Source organism: Oceanobacillus sp. FSL W7-1281 (assembly GCF_037969835.1).
GTDB lineage: Bacteria > Bacillota > Bacilli > Bacillales > Amphibacillaceae > Oceanobacillus > Oceanobacillus oncorhynchi.
Genome location: NZ_CP150214.1, coordinates 1,614,664 through 1,634,148, shown reverse-complemented (window position 1 = coordinate 1,634,148; position 19,485 = coordinate 1,614,664). Strand labels below are relative to the sequence as shown.

12 protein-coding genes are annotated in these 19,485 nt (G+C 38.5%); all 12 read right to left on the bottom strand.

The features are described 5' to 3' along the window. Window positions 1-7 precede the first annotated feature (7 nt). On the bottom strand, window positions 8-340 hold the full coding sequence (locus MKX55_RS08170) for an ROK family protein (protein WP_339237512.1): 333 nt from the start codon (window positions 338-340) through the stop codon (window positions 8-10). 366 nt (window positions 341-706) lie between these two features. Further along, window positions 707-2,089 carry a glycoside hydrolase family 1 protein gene (locus MKX55_RS08165; protein WP_339237509.1) on the bottom strand — a complete coding sequence of 461 codons (1,383 nt, stop codon included), beginning with the start codon at window positions 2,087-2,089 and terminating at the stop codon, window positions 707-709. A gap of 192 nt (window positions 2,090-2,281) precedes the next feature. After that, a complete protein-coding gene (locus MKX55_RS08160; protein WP_339237506.1) occupies window positions 2,282-4,816 on the bottom strand; it encodes a glycoside hydrolase family 2 protein in 2,535 nt (844 codons plus the stop codon). 15 nt (window positions 4,817-4,831) lie between these two features. After that, window positions 4,832-5,899 carry a Gfo/Idh/MocA family oxidoreductase gene (locus tag MKX55_RS08155; protein WP_339237503.1) on the bottom strand — a complete coding sequence of 356 codons (1,068 nt, stop codon included), beginning with the start codon at window positions 5,897-5,899 and terminating at the stop codon, window positions 4,832-4,834. Between the two features lie 14 nt (window positions 5,900-5,913). Continuing rightward, window positions 5,914-6,780 (bottom strand): sugar phosphate isomerase/epimerase family protein, encoded by an 867-nt coding sequence (locus MKX55_RS08150; RefSeq protein ID WP_339237501.1) that lies wholly within the window; start codon window positions 6,778-6,780, stop codon window positions 5,914-5,916. Continuing rightward, window positions 6,777-7,067, bottom strand: a complete 291-nt coding sequence (locus MKX55_RS08145; protein ID WP_339237498.1) for a Gfo/Idh/MocA family oxidoreductase — start codon at window positions 7,065-7,067, stop codon at window positions 6,777-6,779. Before MKX55_RS08145 ends, MKX55_RS08150 begins: the two co-directional genes overlap by 4 nt. A gap of 208 nt (window positions 7,068-7,275) precedes the next feature. Next, window positions 7,276-8,595, bottom strand: coding sequence for a glycoside hydrolase family 125 protein (locus tag MKX55_RS08140; protein ID WP_339237495.1), 1,320 nt, complete (start codon window positions 8,593-8,595; stop codon window positions 7,276-7,278). A 15-nt stretch (window positions 8,596-8,610) separates the two neighbouring features. Beyond that, a complete protein-coding gene (locus MKX55_RS08135; protein WP_339237493.1) occupies window positions 8,611-11,322 on the bottom strand; it encodes an alpha-mannosidase in 2,712 nt (903 codons plus the stop codon). A 15-nt stretch (window positions 11,323-11,337) separates the two neighbouring features. Next, on the bottom strand, window positions 11,338-14,454 hold the full coding sequence (locus MKX55_RS08130) for an alpha-mannosidase (protein ID WP_339238461.1): 3,117 nt from the start codon (window positions 14,452-14,454) through the stop codon (window positions 11,338-11,340). 160 nt (window positions 14,455-14,614) lie between these two features. After that, window positions 14,615-16,222, bottom strand: a complete 1,608-nt coding sequence (locus MKX55_RS08125) for an extracellular solute-binding protein (RefSeq protein WP_339237490.1) — start codon at window positions 16,220-16,222, stop codon at window positions 14,615-14,617. 260 nt (window positions 16,223-16,482) lie between these two features. Further along, a complete protein-coding gene (locus MKX55_RS08120; protein ID WP_193063856.1) occupies window positions 16,483-17,388 on the bottom strand; it encodes a carbohydrate ABC transporter permease in 906 nt (301 codons plus the stop codon). A gap of 14 nt (window positions 17,389-17,402) precedes the next feature. Continuing rightward, window positions 17,403-18,368: an ABC transporter permease subunit gene (locus MKX55_RS08115; RefSeq protein WP_339237488.1), complete on the bottom strand. Its 966-nt coding sequence runs from the start codon at window positions 18,366-18,368 to the stop codon at window positions 17,403-17,405. Between the last annotated feature and the right edge of the window lie 1,117 nt (window positions 18,369-19,485).

The window sequence follows — 19,485 nt, the reverse complement described above, 5'->3', positions numbered from 1 at the left end:
CTTTTTTCTACTTGCATACTTCATCATCTTGTTCTGCCTTTAGAAAGTTTTGTTCTCCAGTTAATGATGATATATCAACTTGTTTTTGTTGTGCGACACACTTTATAATAGAAAATGTGGAAGCAGTTTCGCTAAATGTATTCATCCCGCTACCGAGGTTATTTGAATTAAGAATCATATAACCAAATTCCCCGCCATGTAAATGACCGCCCTTATGAATGCTGCCGTTTTTAATGAGTGCCCCTCCAATTCCCGTGCCCACCACGACAACGGCAACATCGTTTTTTTCCCGTTGCAGCTCCTTTCCATACCTCAGAAAGGGCAGCACAGTTAGCATCATTTTCGATATGGACCGTCAATCCTGTTTCCGTCTCCATATGTTTTTTTATATTTGGTCCGTGTATATACGGGATAGCGCTGGATCCATAAATAATTCCTTCTTCTGAAACAGAACCGGGAGAGCTAATGGCAATCCCCTTTATATCTTCGTTTGAATACTGCTTTAATTGATTTTTAATAAAAAATATTAAACTTTCAAGCGTCTTTGGAGTTTGCTTTTTTTCTTTAGTTATTATCTTTCCATCTGTATCAACCAAACCATACTTTATATGTGTTCCTCCAAAATCAAACGAAAGAATACTCGTCATACCAGTTACACCTCTATCATTAATATCGGATTATCAACTTCTGTTTACTGGAATGGTCATTAAAATCCATTTTGCTCAGCAACTTGACTGAACCATTGGCCACTCTTTTTTAAAGAACGCTCCTGCGTATCAAGATTAACACGATATAGACCATATCTATTTTTATAAGCATTTAACCATGACCAGTTGTCCATAAACGTCCAAACATGATAACCAAAACAATTTGATCCTTCCGTAATTCCTTTATGCAACCATTTTAAATGCTCTTCATAAAATTCAATTCGATAATCATCTTGAACCATGCCTGCTTCATCTAAAAAACGTTCTTCATGCTCGACGCCCATCCCATTTTCCGCAACATACCACGGTATATTTCCGTAACTGTCTTTTATATTAATTGCGATATCATAAATTCCCTTTTCATAAATTTCCCAGCCTCGATATGGATTCATACGGCGTTCTGACCAAATATACGAGTCAAAAAAGTTTTCTGGCAATAGAGTGTCAGAATCAATTGACATTTCTTTTTCTTTAACCCGTCTAGGTTGATAATAATTAACACCTAAAAAATCAACCGTATTATCGTCGATTAATTCTAAGTCACTTTCTTTTACTGCAGGAAGCAAATCATAGTCTCGCAACAATTCTATAAGTTCCTCAGGATATTTACCTAGAACAGACGGATCTAAAAAACTTCTATTAAAAAATAAATCAACAATCCTTGCGGCTTTCACATCCTCTTCAGAGTCACTCCGTGGATAAGATGGTGTCAAATTCAAAATAATTCCAATCTCACCTTCTAAATCCATTTGTCGATAACTTTTAATTGCCTTGGCACTTGCCAGCATAGAATGGTAAGCAACAACCACAGCCCGCTTCATATCTACGACACACGGATAATGATAATGATTTAAATACCCCATCTCAACAGGGACAATAGGCTCATTAAAGGTTGTCCACCGTTTAACTTTTTTACCAAAAAGCTCAAAAGCGGTCTTTGCATAATGATTAAACGTCTCAACAACTTCTAAGCTTTCCCACCCGCCTTTTTCCTGCAATCGTAAGGGCATATCAAAATGAAAAAGGTTAATTATTGGTTCAATGTCATGTTTAAGAAGCTCATCAAAAACGTCATTATAAAAGTCAACTGCTTTTTCATTAACATTGAATCCATCTGGCAACAAACGTGACCATGAAATAGACGTACGAAATGAATTAAAATGAATAGCTTTCATACGTTTAATATCGTCCTTAAACTGGTGATAAAAATCGGACGTCAACATGGGGCTAACACCTTCATGAAAACGTTCCGGTTCTATTTCAAACCAATAATCCCAAATGTTTTTAGCTTTTCCATCTTGTTGTGAAGCACCTTCAGTTTGTGTAGCAGAAGCGGCAGCGCCCCACTTAAAATTATTTGGAAATGTATAATCATTTGACATTGCTGTCACCACCTCTTTATTCATAACTTCATTGCATCTAGTATGCAATGACTAAATTAGATATAATTACGAAACATATACCTGACTACTAAAATGGTTCGTATTTTGCACTATTAATAAACTATATAGTTTAAAGATAATGGAATGCGGTCTATATTTCCCGCTTACTATCAGCACACCTCTTTCTCTCTATTATTTCGTAATATAGTCAAACATAGATGTTACTTGGACCTTGGCAAGTTCAGCTGACTGCTGGTCTTGCGGATCTAGCGATTGTCGGAAAGATACAAATTTCTTGACACCTGGTATCAAGGAGAAATTGTTGTCATCAAAGTGACCAGTTTCATCTGTATCTAACCAGACATTTAAGGCTAAGGAATCTGTTTTAAGTTCAATACCGCCTTCGATTATTTCATACGTAATATTTGGATTCTGTAATTCAATGTCCTTAGTTTTAGAAAAGAGATGAATGACTGTATCAATCGTTTCTTCCGCTTTTACCAATTCACAGTGTAATATCGATTTGCTCCAATCTGCATGCTCGAAAGCAGATAAAGCTTCTTCTTCCAGTTTGTTTGACGTATTCGCTTCAAGCACAACTGAAGTAAGTGTTTTATCAATCATTTTGCCATTGAAATCATATAGCTTACATACCAATTGAGCTTCTTGTTTTTCTACTGCATCAGATACCGCATAAATCGTTAACTGTTCTTCTGTTTGGTCAACAATTAAAACCGTTGACTTAAAGCGATCTTTCATCACAAATTGTAATGCTTTCCACCTGCCAAAGTAATCCATACTGGACCACGAAGCTACTGGCCAACAATCATTCATCTGCCAATATAAAGTCCCCATACAATCCGGCATATGCAAACGGTGGCCTTCTACTGCCTGCTTAATCGCATCGGCCTGTAATACATGACTAACACGTAAAAAGGCTGAGAAATCTTTCGGTTCTTTATAATACATCTCCATATAGTTCTTAATTAAACGGTTACCTGAACCATTTTTCTGATGATGGAGCATCACTTCTGACTCTAATTCCAATTCTTCTTCTTTAGCATATTCCCTGACTGTCTTCTCTTCTGGGAATGATTGAAAGCCGTATTCACTCATAAAACGTCCGACACTCTCTTTATAGGCTTCCATTGGCTTTAATCCATGCCAGACATCCCAATAGTGCATATCACCTTTGTCTAGGGTATCAAAGGTAGCATGGCGCCCCGAAGTATTGGATAGATCCTGCATTGGCGAGCTTGGCCAATAAGAAATCGCTGGATTATATTGTCCAATTACAGCAGGCAGTAATTGATGGAATAACTTCTCATAACCCTCCCATAACTGTTTACGCTGTTCTTCATTATAGCGCTGCTTCCAGCCCCATCCTGCTTCTTCAACATATTCCGCCCATGCTTGATCAATCTCATTATTACCACACCATAAGGCCAATGAGGCATAGTTCCTTAAGCGCTTGACTTGGTCAATCGCCTCTTGCCTCACATTCGCAAGGAAAGCTTCGTCTCCAGGGTACATACTGCAAGCAAACATAAAATCTTGCCAAACCAAGATGCCGTATTGATCACAATATTCATAGAATGCTTCATATTCATAAATACCACCGCCCCAGACACGAAGCATATTCATATTCGTATCGACTGCCGTCAGCACTTCGTGTAAATAGCGTTCCTTCGTTATTCTTGTTTGGAAGCTGTCATTCGGGATATGGTTTGCCCCTTTTGCGAAAACAGGAACACCGTTTAATTCAAAATAAAAACTTTCACCCTTTTGGTCTTTTTCCCTTACAAAACGGATAGATCGAAGACCTGTTGTAAGCTGGTAACTGTCTAACAATTGCTGTTCAGCTGAAAGCACCTCGATATCAAATTGATACAGGTGTGCCTCCCCTAAACCATTAGTCCACCACAATTTTGGTGATTCTTTGATAAACGGTACTTTTACTAATTGTATACCTTGCTCTACTGCTACAGTTTGCAGGTGTTCCCAGCCATATTGATCGCTAATCTTAATGGTCACCTCTTGTGCTTTCGTAGTTTTTAACTCTAATTGAGCCTTTACTGCTGCCTGCTCTGTTGTCACCTCTTGCTGTTCAAAGTAAACATCTTGAATCTTCAAATTAGACCAAGTTTCAATATAAGCCTCTTTCCAGATACCTGATGTAACAAAGCGCGGTCCCCAATCCCAGCCATAATGAAAAGGGGCTTTACGAGTAAAAATACTGAGTTTCTTCTCACCTACTTCGCCATCTTCTGAGTGATCATTATCTGCTGGATAATTGAAGCCAATTTGATCTGGTTTATCGATATCATGCTGAATTGGAGAATGGAAATAGACACGGAGGGTATTCTCACCTTTTTTCAACTGATTCTTGATATCTACTTTCCAAATACGGAACATATTACTTGCCTTAAGAATAGCAGTGTCATTCAAGATCACATCGGCATAGGTATCTAAACCTTCAAAGGTGAGCACAATATGTTCTTCTTGCAAAGTTTCTTCTAATATGTTAAATGTTGTTTGGTACTCCCAGTCCTTCTTATCAATCCATTGTACATCAAGCTCTTTCTTTCCAACAAATGGATCTTCAATAATGCCATGATCTAATAAATCCGTATGAACACACCCGGGAACAGTTGCTTTCTTCCAATCATCCTCTGCTGCTTCTTTAAATCGCCAATCTTCTAATTGCCATTTTTCTTTTCTGCTCATTCACTTCTGCACCACCTAAATATCGAAATGTATTTCTTTTTGTTCTAAACTTGATTGATACACACCTGTAAGGATCTTCATCATTTCTACCCCGTCTTCCACAGGAGCAATCGTTGATTCTTCGCCTTTTACACACGCGATAAAGTGATCAATTTCTTTTTGGAATCCATGAACGAAATCGAAAGATAAATGATCAATTTGCGGTGTGCTGTTTAAAATAATGTTATTCTTTTCTGTAAAAATTTCTAGTGCCGGCTCAATAACAGCCCCGCCTTTATCACCATGTAAGCTTACATTAATTTCTTCTTTTTTGGCATGTAATGCAAAGCTGACATCCACAACGATGGACGCGCTATTTTCAAAACGAATAATCGCATTAGCAAAATCCTCAACGTCATTCTTCTCTGCATCATAATCAGCCGCTTTATAGAAAGATTTGAATTCTACATTCGAACGATTTCCCAACTTCTGATAGGTGTTCCCGCTTACTGATTTGACTTTCGGTTTACCCATTAGATACCAGCAAAGGTCAATCACGTGGACACCAAGATCAATTAAAGGCCCCCCTCCGGAACGCTCTTTATCAGCAAACCACCCACCCGGGTTACCTATGACACGAATACAAGATGCCTTTGAATAGTAAATCTCACCTAAGTCACCACTATCAATGAATTTTTTGAGAACTTTGGTATTTGTACCAAAACGGCGCACATAACCCACTTGTAAGAATTGTTCGGGGTTAACTTTTACTGCTTGCTGAACAGCCTTCGCTTCTTCTATCGTTTTACATAAAGGCTTTTCTGATAACACACTTTTTCCGCTGTTTAATGCAGCAATTGCAATTTGGGCATGGGTGTTATTCCATGTACAGATGCTTACTGCATCAATTTCAGGATTGGCTAATAATTCGTGATAATCGGTGTATGTATGTTCTACACCCAATTTTTTCGCCTGCTTATGGAGACGTTCTTCATTAATATCACAAAGTGCAGCTAGCTCTGCCTCATTTGATTTCTGATAGGATTGGATGTGCATTTCCGAAATAGAACCTAATCCAATCACACCTACTTTAATTTTGCTCATTTGATTATCCTCCCTTAAAGTGATTTCCATAATTGTTTGATATTTTTAAATGAAATGGCACTCGCTTTCTTGCACTCCTCCATTCCTTCAAATTCAATCGATACAAAGCCTTGGTAGCCATTCTCTTTTACAATCTTGAGAATATCGGCTAATGGCAGATCACCATGTCCTGTAATAGCGCCTCTTAAGTAATTACCTGCTGCAGATCCGAACCAGCCTTCCCCCGGATTAGCATGAGAACCTGGATGAACATAGAAATCCTTTACATGCAGCATAGAGATATTATTTAAGCATTTCTTGATGGCAGAGACAGGATCTTCATCGACACAGACGAAATTACCCGTATCTAAGGTATGCCTGAAGTTAGAACGATTTACTTTCGCTATAATAAGATTAATACGATCACTTGCTTGTAAATAGAAGCCATGATTCTCAATACTAGTTACAATATCATATTGCTTCGCATAATCCGCTATGATTTGGCAGGCTTTCACAATCTTTGGCAGATCTTTGTCAAACTGCTCAATGCCGGCTTCATGAGGAGGCTTGAACGATACATCGTGGCGCATTCGTTTCGCACCTAATTGGTTGGCAATATCGACTTCTTTCTTAACCCTCTCCACTTCTTGTTCAAAAGCTTCATCATCCCCAGACAAGAAGTCCGCACCAATGGCATAGTTAGAGATAGCTAAATCTAATTCTTTTGCCTTGTTGACAATATCTTCTATCAATTGAGGATTATTGGTTAATGTATAACCGATCGGTACGATTTCAATATGTTCTCCACCCAAATCTTTAGTCCATTGCATCACATCTAAAATAGTCATTTCTCCAGAGTGGAGAGCATTTGCTAAACTGTATGAGCTCATTCCTAGTTTCATATAGAGACTCCTCCTCTAATCGCTTCAATTGTTATTGGTTTATTTTCTTGGTTGGAGAGGCAGGCTGCTTTGACAGCTTCCAAAGTTCTTAAGCCGTCTATTCCTGTAATAGATGGTTCACGATTGGTTCTCACGCAATCAATAAAGTCCTCTACTAGTGCCTGATCCATATCATCTGCCCAAGTCTGTTCTTCTAGCTTATTCTCTTTATCATTACAGAATAGATGGTGCTGTTTAAAGGCATCCACCTCCAGCATACCTTCTTCACCAAAGATAGACATCGTCACATCTCCCCATGTCGGGAAAGTCTTTGGCCTTGACTAGCTCGGATTGATGGTGGCCATCATACCAGATTGTCACTAATTCTGCTTGGTTGCTTTTGGTTAGAGCGGCAGCATAATTTAATGCATGCATATGGGCAAAACTTATGATCCCTAACTTAGACATGGCTGGCTAGATCTTTGACAATCCTCGCTAGTCTTTAAGTAAAACTATTTACAAGCTCCTTACTTTATCAAGCGGACTCCCTTTGATAACACGTCCTATCCTGCTCAACAGGAACTCACTAAACATCGAATTTGCCCAAGAGAACCATGATCTTGTATATTGACTTGGGTCATCTACGTGAAAACCTTCATGCATTAAGTTCTCATTTGCATCTGTTGTTTTAAATAATTCAGTGATTTGTTGCTTTTCTGTCTCGTCAATCGATGTCAATCCTTGAATAGCCAATGCAATATGCCATATATATTGATTAGGTGTATGTGGACTGCCAATCCCACTTGCTGCTTTTCCTGTGAAGTAATATGGATTCTCTTCGCTTAAGAGAAACCTTCTGGTATTTTGATAGATTTTGTCATCAAATGGGCGGTATCCTAAGTAAGGAATAGATAACAAGCTTGGCACATTGGCATCATCCATCAGTACATAGTTACCAAGTCCATCTGTTTCATAGGCATAGATTTTACCGTATGTCGGATGATTCACTGTACCGTATTCATTGATTCCTTTATCGATTTCCTCTGCTAATTTCTCTGCTTGTTCTGCTAATAAGGAATCACCTAAAACCTCATTTGCAATCTCAGCTAACTGCTGCAGAGATACAACAGCAAACATATTCGCTGGTACTAAGTAACCGTATTCACAAGCGTCATCACTAGGCCGGAATCCGCTCCAAGTCATACCAGTATAGACAACTGGTGCTCCGGCACCTTCATGTGACAGTGTATCTTGTACAGGACAATTATCTCTCACAAAATGATAATCGGAGTCTTCATGATGGCGTTGTTCGGTTTTCCATACTGTTAAGATCTTTTCACCGGCACTCTTAAAAGTATCGTTAAAATGGCTGACTTGACCAGTCGCTTTCCAATATAGATAAGCTAATTGAATAGGGTAACATAAGGAATCAATCTCATACTTGCGTTCCCAGATCCAATCTGTCATTTTCGTTTGGTCTTCATGGTATTTATTTCCATTAGGTTCTTCGTTAAACGCATTTGCATAAGGGTCATGATTAATAAAAGCAAACTGTTTTTCGATTACCCCTTTTATTATATCGGCTATCGCTTGGTCTTCACCTGCTAACATAAGGTATGGGCGTACCTGTGCAGCCGAATCACGTAACCACATCGCCGGTATATCCCCCGTAATAACGAAGGTAGTGCCATCCTCTTGCGGGCGGATCGTTGTCTGATACGTATTGACGAAGCAATTCTCAAATAAATGCTGAAGCTTCGGCTCTCTTTGATAATGTTGTTTTACTACATCGATTAATTGCTTAATCGATGTAGTAAGTTGTAATTGATTTGTCAATCATTTCACTTCCCTCTATTTTAATCTCCATCCAATTGTGTTTATTTGATAAGGCGATAGCTTAATCTCATTCGCTATTCCTGCCAATTTCTCTTCTATTACATTACTCTCATATGCCTCTGCCGCTTGATTTATAGCAATAGTTGCGTTGCCTTCCTGGTCAGACATGTTGAACAAACGCAAATATACGTCCTTCGTATCATCTGCTACCTTCAAGGAAGACCAAGCTACCTGACTTGGTAAGGCAATCTGGATATAGCTGTGTTCTGCTGCTAATTCCCCTGTTTGTTCAGGAAGAGCGAAAGTCGATAATGGAACTTGATATAAATAGGCTTGCTGATAGACATCATAACAAGTATCATCTGCTCCATGTGGAAAGATCTTAAGGCTTGCCGTTTGTTCTCCTAAGCATTGAGCCTCTGGCGTTGGAAAATGTCCCCAGTCACCAAGTTCTCCGACTGCACGTAACAAGGTAATAGCAATTGTATTCTGTTCATCCCTTAATATTTCATATTCATTTAGTCCCTTGTTGGCAATGGTCAAGCCTTTCTGTTCATCATGCATACTGACAAATGCTTGTTGATGTTGAGAGCAATTGGGATTAGTCCACTCCTCTGCCGGCACATTGGGACGTTTGGCTACTTCAAATATAGAATCGGCATAATGGTGATCCGATTGAATATTGGTAGAGAATAATGCACGTAAGCGGTGATCCTTGGCATTATTCGTATACTTTACTTCCACATCTATTCCTCTACCATGTTCTGTTAAGGAAACCTGGGTTTGAATAGTAAGTAAGGTTGTCCTATTACTGCGCTTTGCCTTTCGATTGGTAAACCACACAACAGCCTGCTGTTCTTGCTCTAATGTCTCATCTGCACTTTCTGGTATTTCTAATTGATGGATAATTTCGTAGGTGGCACGGTAACTGTCATTCTCCAGCAAACGAATATCTGCCTTTAGATCCTCCGTTGTGATAGTAAGATCATCATTAGCCTGTTTATACATATACTCATTGCCGATATCTCCCGTATCTTCATACACTAATACATGGTCAAATGACTGATTCGTTGTTTTGTTAAAAATAGAAAGTGAACCATTTAGCTGGATCTTAACTTTCAGCCACTTATTTTCTAATACTTTATCAGCAGAGGCAATCTTAGCTTCCTCTGCTACTTGAGCTTCTGTCTCTACCAAGGCATAAGCACGGTGACTAAAGCCAGGCATCTCCACAGCCTCGAATGAAATAATTACCCTTCTCGTCAAGTACGGCTGACGGAATTGATGTTTTGGCAGGTCGTAATCAAATACAACCCCTTTATCTTCTAAAGTAAATGGCAGAACATTACCAGTAGAATCTACTAGTTTATATCCGCTAATATCTTTATCAACTAATTGTTGCCGATTGACACCATCTGCATAATATTGACGCTCTAAATCAACTTGTACTGTTGCTATACTTGTACGCTGATGTCCTGTTGTATTAAACACTACTAATGGAACAGGTTTCTTTCCATATTGTTTAAATACACTTGTATCTATCCGTTTCGTTAATTTCTCTAATACATCTTTCTTTAGACTCTCACTCATATGCTTGCTTTTCTCAAAACGTGTCACCATTCCACGATGGACTTCATCGACACTACACCCGCATATACTATCGTGAGGATGATTTTGCATTAAGGTTTTCCAAGCATACTCTAAAATATCGTGATCATATTGTTCGCCCACAAGATAAGCAAATGTTGCTAATGGTTCTAATTCACTCTCCAGCAGAGTTTGTACTTCCTGGTTCATTTGCTTTAAATAAACACGGGAAGAAGCTGTATTTACTAATGTCCCCCAGCCATCTGTATGCTGACTGCGTAATTCGCCATCCACCGTTTTTAACTTTTCTTGATTTAATTGATCATCCAGTGCTGCCACATAATCATTGAAATTCGAGTGAACAAATTGAACATCAGGATAAAGTTCTTGTGCCACCTCTATGGCTTTCGATAGATTGTACTGTACGGGCTGATGATCACAACCATTTAACATCAACATATGATTAGAGGAGGCATACTTTTCCATAGCTTCTAAATGTTCATCCCAATATTTCTTGGCAGCTTCTTTATCCGTTGGAATCTCATTGCCATTACAATACCAATTAGCGAACAAAATTCCGATTACCTCTGAGCCATCCGGTGATTGCCATTTCATTTCAGAATAAGGAGACTCATACATATCTGCCTCACTGATAAGGTTATTAAATCCGGTCGGTTTTACACCACGCCCATATGCCGCATGATGAATGCCTGCTTGTTTTATTATTTGCGGAGCTTGTCCCATATTGCCAAAGGAGTCAGGGAAATAACCAATTTTTGAAATATTCCCCCATTCCTTTGCGTCTTTCATTCCATATTGCAGGTTACGGATATTGGATTCATTGCTGGTTAAAAATTCATCCTGTAAGATATACCATGGTCCGACATGAATTCTATCTGCCTCAACTAGTTTCTTGATTTGTTCTCTCTTTTCAGGGCGTATTTCCAGATAATCATCAAGAATAATTGTTTGGCCATCTAAATGGAAACTTTTATAGTTTGGATCAATTTCTAATGTATCAATGAGTTCATCCATGAATTTTACTAGTAAAAAATGATGTTTTTCATATGGTAAATACCATTCTCGATCCCAGTGAGTATGGGAAATGATATGAACAGTTCTCTGTTGTGTATCCTGCATGTTTCTACCTCCAAATTATTCATTAAACTCTATAGCAATCGTTTTAATCTCATACGGGGTTATATCGAAGACAATGTCACCTTCTTGTTTAGCCCCTTCTTTTCGCTCCATTAAATCACATGTCTGCCATGAGACTATCCCTAAGTCACTTATTAATCTTACTTGACCACGACGTCCATGGAATTCATGAAGACGAACAATAACTTCTTTACTATCTTCCGCCTGTTTCACTGCATCAATTTCGATATAATTTGCATTGGAAGCAATGAATGACTGTTCTGAAGCTTCTTTTTCACCTGGAGTTACCTTTAATCTATCATTAAGATAATAGGCTTGCTGTGGTACTTCCGCTCCACGCCAATCTCCTAGATGAGGCAGCAAGGAATAAGTAAATCGGTGTTCGCCCCTGTCCCCCTCTGGATCGGGAAAGGTCGGTGCCTTTAATAAGGACAGACGCAAGACGTTGTCTTTGATATCGTAACCGTATTTACTGTCGTTTAATAAGCTTACGCCATAACCCGGCTCTTGGATATCTGCCCACTTATGTCCCACTGATTCAAATCGGGCGTAATCCCAGCTCGTATTCCAGTGTGTAGGACGTTTTACATTGCCATATTGGATATCGTAAGTTGCTTCCGTTGTACGTACATCCACTGGGAAGGCAACCTTTAATAATCGCTGGCGTTCCTGCCAATCAACCGTTGTCTTAAAGTCAATTCGCGGTTGATCTGCATATAAAATCATATCTTGTGAAATCGTAGAGGAACCATAGCTCCACTGGAAACGAATACTGGTAAACAGCGCACCAATTTCCTGTTGTTCGATAACCTTCACTTGATCAACATGTTCCATTTTTTCTTGATAGAAGATGTCAATATCCCATGCATCAAACATTAATGGTTTATCTTCAAAAATTTGCAGGTCATTTCCAATTCTACCTGCCTCGAGTACTTCCCGATTCGCTATACGATCGAATATACGGATTAACTGACCTTGCTCATTCCACTCTATTTCGTAAAATGGTGAAACGACACCATTAGGTAATGATTGGAAATTGGATTCTTTTCTTTTTTTCTCTTTTGGTTCAAAATAGATTGTTTTGTAACCTAACGCTGGAACAGCTTGAACATTTACAAGGCTGCCACCTTCTACTTCTTGGGCTTCCAGCAGTTTGCCCTGACTATCCTTCCATATTCCTCCAGTTTGATTAGGAACAAAGGCTAAATCATCTCGCTTCCAAGAAGCAGCATTAAAGACCAGATACGAAAGATCGGCTTTAGAAGAAACAAGTACTTTCATTGCTTGCTCATATGTTTGTTGACCAAGCTCTTCCGCCTCTTTGTACTCCACCTCAGCATCTTCATATACCTCTTTAATAGAAGACCCTGGAATAATATCATGGAATTGGTTACGTAAAATAATCTTCCATCCATCGGTCAATATCTTACTTGGATACGCCACTCCTTGACCAGTTACACTTGCCCAGCTATTCAGCCATTCGCTTTCACGATACAAGAGCTCTAACTTGCGATTCATCTTTTTCATAAATGCCTGAGATGTATAGGTGCCACGATGGAATTCCAGATAAAGTTCCCCATCCCATGTATGCACATATTGATCGGTCTCTGCAACTTTATTTCGCAATTGTTCAAAATAGTTCTTTGCTTTTGAAGGTTTGGCTTGTGGCAGTCCAGGAATTTTATCAATACGTCGGCGCATTTCTAACATTTCACGATTTACACCGCCGCCGCCATCTCCATAACCATAAGCCAACAGTAAATCTTGATTGAGATTTTTGTTTTGATAGGCTTCCCATGAATCCAGGGTGATTTTCGGTTCCATATAGCCGTTATACGTATAATAGGTTGATTCAGGCCATGGCTCTGTTGTTGTAATAAAGTGTGTCAGAATTTCACTACCATCTATTCCACGCCATTGAAAAGTATCATGCGGCATTCGATTATATTGGTTCCAGCTAATCTTCGTTGTCATAAACGACTTAAATCCTGACTTCTTCAAAATCTGTGGTAAAGCCCAGCTATAGCCGAATACGTCTGGTAACCAAAGTACCTCGTTTTCCTTCCCAAACTCTTCTTTAAAGAATCGAGTACCAAGGAGTAACTGTCTGACTAAGGATTCGCCTGAAGGGATGTTGCAATCAGATTCTATCCACATTCCGCCTTCTACTTCCCATTTACCCTCATTAACCTTTTCTTTTATTTGCTGATATAGTTCTGGATAATCTTGTTTGATATAATCATATAATTGCGGCTGACTCTGCAAGAAAAGATATTCTGGATATTTCTCCATTAACCGTAATACAGTGCTAAAAGAACGGGCCGACTTCTCACGAGTATGTTTTAATCGCCATAACCATGCCACATCAATATGAGTATGCCCTATACAATGAAAAATGACTTCACTGCATTTTGGCATCTTCTTTAGCTGCTCTGTTAAATATTGATTGGCTTGATATACCGATTGATAAAATGATTCTGAGCCTGGATTCAGCCAATCAATCTGTACGAATGCTTCATTTAAACATTGAGAAAGTTTTGATTTCTCCAGCTGTGTATCTGGCAAAGCTTGAATGGTTTCCAGAATCGCCTTGGCATCAAAATAAAAATGATCAACGGCTTCGTCTAATACAGCAAGCCATGCATGTTGAAAGCGATAGTGCTGTTCCCTTGCCTGCCCACCGCCTTCCAATCCTGTCCATAATCGAAAGTCAAGCTGAATCTTTTCCCCTGTCAATTCTTCTGATAGAAAGACTTCTTTGTGATTGGAATCGACTCCCTGATATGGTTTATGATTAATGAACAGTAAGGATTCAAAACCAGAGTTGCCTCCTGCCCCTGTGTCGCCAAAATCAAAAAAACCTACGATTGTTTTATTCTGCCATCCATCAGGAATAGCTACTTCCTTTTGAAGCCAGACATACAAATCCCTCCCGCTCCAGCGATCCCCTATCTTAATTGGCTTCGCCTGTGATAAGTCTGTCGGTGGCCAGGCTGCAATTTCCCCAGCCTTATCTTCGGTATACTGCCATGTATCAAGTTTTTGTATATCTCGATAGCGGTATGGTGCAATTTCCTGTATTCTTCCATTTAATTTCTTCTCTGTTAACCACATATGCATATTCACTCCTTAACCAAGCCAGAAAAACTCCGCTTCATCATTTATTTCATGTTTATGGAGAGACTCTATCCTCTTCATCTAAATAAAAGAATGGCTCGTCCTTTTACTTTAAAATTTGGTTGTAAAAAACGAGTCATTCTCTTGCTATTATCTATTAGTTATTTACCCAGCGATCGTAAGCATCTTGATTGATTTCGATATATCTATCAAGATTCATATTCTCAATCGTTTCCACATAGGAGTCCCAATTCGAAATTGGCTCAACACCTGTAATAAATTTAGCCTCCATTTGCCTTACATAAGATTCTAAATCTACTTCAATCGTGTTTAACTCATCTTGCTCCTCTTTAGTTAAATATACTAGCGGATATGGTACTTCACCATATGGTTCAATTTTTTCTTCTGTTTCTGCTCTAATGAATTGATCAAATTCAGATTCTTCTTTTCCTTCAATTGGATAGGTTACTGTTGGTGTAGCAATACCATAATCTGGTGTTAATGTCCCGCGGTAATCCTCTGCACTATCATATCCTTCAGGAGGATCAAGCTCGATAATTTCACCATCTTCACCACGTTCCCACAGTTCTCCTTCAGGTCCCATATTCAAGAAGGCATAACCTTCCTCTGAATAGAAATAATCAATCCATCGAATCGAAGCTTCTGGATTATTATTATTTACTGTAATAGAGAAAGTTCCTCTTGAAATCCCTGAACTTAGCGGCATTACAGCCTCTTCAGACCATTCACTTGTAAGTGGATGGAACATTGGATTATTCATCGCTTCTTCTTCTGTTTCACCAGTTGTAAAGAATGAGAACCAATCCGGGAATAGACCTAATCTATTTTGTTGACCTTTGGCTTTCTTTTGTTCATCTGATTGTGAGAATGTTTCCGGGTCTAACAACCCCTCTTCATATAACTGATTCATAAAGATTAAATATTCTCTATAATTTTCGGTAATTGGCGTATAACGTGCTTCACCATCTACCTCTTCAATTCCCCATTCCTTTAGCCCAAATGCCGCAAGTAACCATGGACGGGTACTGTCCATTTTTACGTCTAACAATGGAATCTCGTCCGCTTTCCCATTGCCATTTGGATCTTCATCACGAAAACGTATTAACAAATCGTAAAATTCATCCACTGTCTTTGGCAACTCTTCCACACCTAGCTCATCTAACCATTGTCCGTTATACCACATCGGACCTGTAACCCATTGTGCCGATGAACCACCCTCTGCAACACGTGGTAGAGAATAGATATGACCGTCTACTGTCGTGATTGATTTCTCTATCTCTGGATTTTCATCTAATAACTTTTGAATATTTGGCGCATGCTCCTCAATTAGATCTTCTAATGGGAGTAATACACCTTGCTGTCCATAATCAACCTCCATACCAGGAGTAAAATCGTCAGAACCAGCGGCATATATAATATCTGCAATATCACCACTTGCAAATGCTAAATTCAATTTTGTTTGGAAATCACTTACTGGAGGGGTATCAAATGACAAATCGATATTGGTCATCTCTGAATATTCCTGAAGAGTTTCCATATTTGCCCAGTCTTCCACCCCAGTACCTGGAGCCATTAACGAAATCGTAATTTTCTCATCAACGATTGGAAACCCTTCTTCATTTATTTCTACTGTTTCTTCGGTTGAAGCTAGTTTTCTCTCATCATCAGATGAGTTACTACTACATGCAGCAAATAAACTAACGAATAGCACACTGACTAGAACTAATAAAAAATGTTTTTTCATATTTTGTAACCTCTCTCCCTTAATAATCTTTTTATCTTAAGAATTGGGCATCCCTTGTTAGCTGTACTTACTACTGGTTACTAAATTCACCTCCTAAAAATGAACGTTTATAGTCATTTTATTTACCAGGCAGCCCTTGCAGCAGAAATCCTACAACAGTCGTACTTAACATGTCTGCCAGCTAAGACTAATAGCTGTAATCCATCCAAGATGCCGCTAGTTACACACATTATGTCATTTGTTTATTTATATATTCACAATTAACCTTTCAAAGATCCAATCATTACACCCTTTACAAAGTATTTCTGTAAGAATGGATACACAATGATTACAGGTAAAGAGGAAACAATCATTACTCCATACTTAATGACGGCAGCCAGTTGCTGATTACTATGAATTAACTGGGCAGCCTCTCCTGTCATATTTGTATTATTAGAAGACATATCTTGTAGAACCAAAATCTCTCTTAACACTAACTGTAATGGGAATAACTCTCGATCAGAAATATAAATCAATGCATTAAAGTAACCATTCCAGTGACCTACACCATAGAACAATGCCATTACCGCAATAATTGGAGCCGATAAAGGTAAAATAATCTTGAAAAACAGTTTAAAGTTAGAGGCACCATCGATCGTTGCCGCTTCTTCCAAGCCTCTTGGAATCGTAGACTGAAAGAATACCCGTGCAATAACAATATTCCATACTGATGCGGCATTAGGAAGTACCATTGCCCAGATTGTATCAATTAACCCTAAATCTCTTACTACTAAATACGTTGGAATTAACCCGCCTGAAAAGAACATGGTTAGAACGAATAGACCAGTAAAGAAACCTCTTCCATAAAAATCTTTACGTGCTAACGCATAAGCTGCTGGAATCGTTATCAATAGATTGATAGATGTACCTAACACTGTGTAAACTACTGTCATCAAGTAGCCTCTCCAAATAGAATCATTACCAAAGATTAACCGGTAACCTTCAAAAGTAATATCCTTTGGCCAGAGCCACATTTCCCCTGAGTTTACATAGGATGGGTTACTAATAGACGCACTGACAATATAAATTAATGGGTAAAGTACGAGTAGCAAAGCAATTGTTAAACAAAAATACACAAAATATTTAAAGAGTTTATCCTGTTTCGTTTCATTAAGATTGGAATCCATATCTCAACGCCCCCTTACCACAGACTAGTTTCACTTGTTTTTCTAGCAATTTGGTTAACAACGATCAGCAATATCGCGTTTATAACAGAATTAAATAGACCAACTGCCGCTGCGAAGCTATATTGAGCGTCTAATAAACCTGCCTGATAAACAAATGTTGCAATTACGTTTGATGATTCTAAGTTCAATGGGTTTTGTAAAAGTAAGATCTTTTCAAAACCAAGTGCCATGATATTCCCTAAGTTCATGATTAAAAGGATAACCATTGTAGGAACTAGTGCTGGAATATTGATGTGTATAATTCTTTGAAATCTTGATGCCCCATCGACAATTGCAGCCTCGTGCTGCTGAGGATCTACACCAGATAGAGCAGCTAAGTATATAATGGTACCCCAACCGGCACTTTGCCATACTCCCGAGAATACATAAACCGTCTTAAACCAACTTGGATCACTCATAAAATTAATTGGCTCAAAGCCTAAGAATGAAATAAAGTGATTAATAATACCAGTTGCCGGTGATAAGAAAGCAATAATCATACCTGAAATTACTACGACAGAGATAAAATGTGGCGCATAAGTAACCGTTTGCACCGTCCTTTTATAAAATCCATCTTTTACTTCATTTAACAATAAAGCTAAAATAATTGGTAGTGGAAAACCTACAATTAATTCATACACACTGATTCCTAAAGTATTTTTTAATAGGTCCCAGAAATAATAAGAATCAAAGAACCTTTCAAAGTGTTTTAAACCTACCCAATCACTACCTAGGAATCCAAGTGATGGCACGTAATCCTTAAATGCAATTTGAATTCCATACATCGGTACATAATGGAAGATAATAAAATACAAAACTGCTGGTAATATAAAAATGTATAACTGCCAATTTTGTATAATCTTCTTAAATGAATTTGTCTTTCTAGCATTATGAATAGGTTTGTTCTTTTCTCTATTAGCCACTGCTGATTCTGAAGCCATATTTACTTTCCTCCTTTGTTTTACAGTTGTTGCTTTTCGTATAACTGTTTTCATCACAAACCTTTACGGTAAGAGTTATCAATATGTGGTTTTTATTATTATCTTTGCAAGTCAAAACATTTTGCTATAACCTGCTCATTTTTATAACTGCTTTCACTATACAACTATATTTGAAGCGCTTTCAATATGTATTTCTGATAATGAATTGTCAGAAAAATAACAGTTAACAATGGTTAATCCTTAATTAATAGCTGTTTTTGGTGTATTTTATATGTAAAACTCATAATATATGTAGAACTTGACATAACTTTGTTTTCCAAGGCAATTTATAGGATGAATAACCTCAGCAACTTTGACAAGCTACCATCAACTCTACCCTATTCTTTACTCTTTGTATGGTCATGTCAAACACTCCTCCCATATAGTTTGATACTAAGTAGTGTCTGATAGAACTTTTGCTGACTCTGTATATTCTTATTTCCTAGCATGCTCATCCATCCTATCTTTTCGTTAATTTATTGGAGTAGAACATACACTGATTCATAGCTAGCAGAAGAAATAGGCAAGACTTCAGTATAAAAAATGACAAGTGCCTTACAAGTTAAAAACGTGACGTCACTTGTCAACCTCCACACCTGAATTTGCTCATCCTGCGCATTGTAAAATGCAGTGCGCAGCCCCCACAGAAAAAATTCTCTTCTTTTGCGAGGGTGAGCTGAGCGCAAACCCGCGAAAAGTGCAGTATATTTCTAGAGCGAGTCACACCTAACCTTTTTTACTTTCTGATCTCATGAACAAAAGCGTAGAGCGCCTGCTTAAAAACGTAGAGATTGCTCCCCTGGTCTTCGAGGGTTAACTTCCTTTACTTGAGATAAAGGAGACACGGTGAGGTGACGAACCGATGTTGACTTTCACCCAAGGGCATAAGTGCGACTATGGTTCTGTCTGCGCCTATCGGCTTGCCAATCACCAAGTTATCGTAGGGCGCGCGCCTTGAAATCTCTAAAGTTTGGCGCTCGGAGCTGGACACGGCTGATTTTATATAAATAGTTATCCACAAGGCAATAATTCTATAAATTCCTATGCTAAAATAAATAAGCTGCTAAAGTCTTGTGCT